General features: G+C 57.3%; 1 rRNA gene. It reads left to right on the top strand.

Features of this window, described 5'->3' with window-relative positions:
• Positions 1-8: 8 nt before the first annotated feature.
• Positions 9-1,527 (top strand): 16S ribosomal RNA (locus tag ACFWU5_RS29055).
• Positions 1,528-1,537: the final 10 nt, after the last annotated feature.

Here is a 1,537-nt window from a genome sequence, read left to right as displayed (position 1 = left end):
GAGAGTCTTCAACGGAGAGTTTGATTCTGGCTCAGGACGAACGCTAGCGGCGTGCTTAACACATGCAAGTCGAGCGGTAAGGCCCTTCGGGGTACACGAGCGGCGAACGGGTGAGTAACACGTGGGTGATCTGCCTCGCACTTCGGGATAAGCCTGGGAAACTGGGTCTAATACCGGATATGACCACGAATCGCATGGTTTGTGGTGGAAAGATTTATCGGTGCGAGATGGGCCCGCGGCCTATCAGCTTGTTGGTGAGGTAACGGCTCACCAAGGCGACGACGGGTAGCCGACCTGAGAGGGTGACCGGCCACACTGGGACTGAGACACGGCCCAGACTCCTACGGGAGGCAGCAGTGGGGAATATTGCACAATGGGCGAAAGCCTGATGCAGCGACGCCGCGTGCGGGATGACGGCCTTCGGGTTGTAAACCGCTTTTGACAGGGACGAAGCGAAAGTGACTGTACCTGTAGAATAAGGACCGGCCAACTACGTGCCAGCAGCCGCGGTAATACGTAGGGTCCGAGCGTTGTCCGGAATTACTGGGCGTAAAGAGCTTGTAGGCGGTTCGTCGCGTCGTTTGTGAAAACTTGGGGCTCAACCTTAAGCTTGCAGGCGATACGGGCGGACTAGAGTACTTCAGGGGAGACTGGAATTCCTGGTGTAGCGGTGAAATGCGCAGATATCAGGAGGAACACCGGTGGCGAAGGCGGGTCTCTGGGAAGTAACTGACGCTGAGAAGCGAAAGCATGGGTAGCAAACAGGATTAGATACCCTGGTAGTCCATGCCGTAAACGGTGGGTACTAGGTGTGGGGCTCCTTCCACGGACTCCGTGCCGTAGCTAACGCATTAAGTACCCCGCCTGGGGAGTACGGCCGCAAGGCTAAAACTCAAAGAAATTGACGGGGGCCCGCACAAGCGGCGGAGCATGTGGATTAATTCGATGCAACGCGAAGAACCTTACCTGGGTTTGACATACACCGGAAAGCCATAGAGATATGGCCCCCCTTGTGGTCGGTGTACAGGTGGTGCATGGCTGTCGTCAGCTCGTGTCGTGAGATGTTGGGTTAAGTCCCGCAACGAGCGCAACCCTTATCTTATGTTGCCAGCGCGTAATGGCGGGGACTCGTGAGAGACTGCCGGGGTCAACTCGGAGGAAGGTGGGGACGACGTCAAGTCATCATGCCCCTTATGTCCAGGGCTTCACACATGCTACAATGGCCGGTACAGAGGGCTGCGAGACCGTGAGGTGGAGCGAATCCCTTAAAGCCGGTCTCAGTTCGGATCGGGGTCTGCAACTCGACCCCGTGAAGTTGGAGTCGCTAGTAATCGCAGATCAGCAACGCTGCGGTGAATACGTTCCCGGGCCTTGTACACACCGCCCGTCACGTCATGAAAGTCGGTAACACCCGAAGCCGGTGGCCTAACCCCTTGTGGGAGGGAGCCGTCGAAGGTGGGATCGGCGATTGGGACGAAGTCGTAACAAGGTAGCCGTACCGGAAGGTGCGGCTGGATCACCTCCTTTCTAAGGAGCA

Source organism: Nocardia sp. NPDC058640 (assembly GCF_042716995.1).
Taxonomy (GTDB): domain Bacteria; phylum Actinomycetota; class Actinomycetes; order Mycobacteriales; family Mycobacteriaceae; genus Nocardia.
Note: the sequence above shows the minus strand (reverse complement) of the source record. Positions and strands in the feature narration are given on the sequence as shown.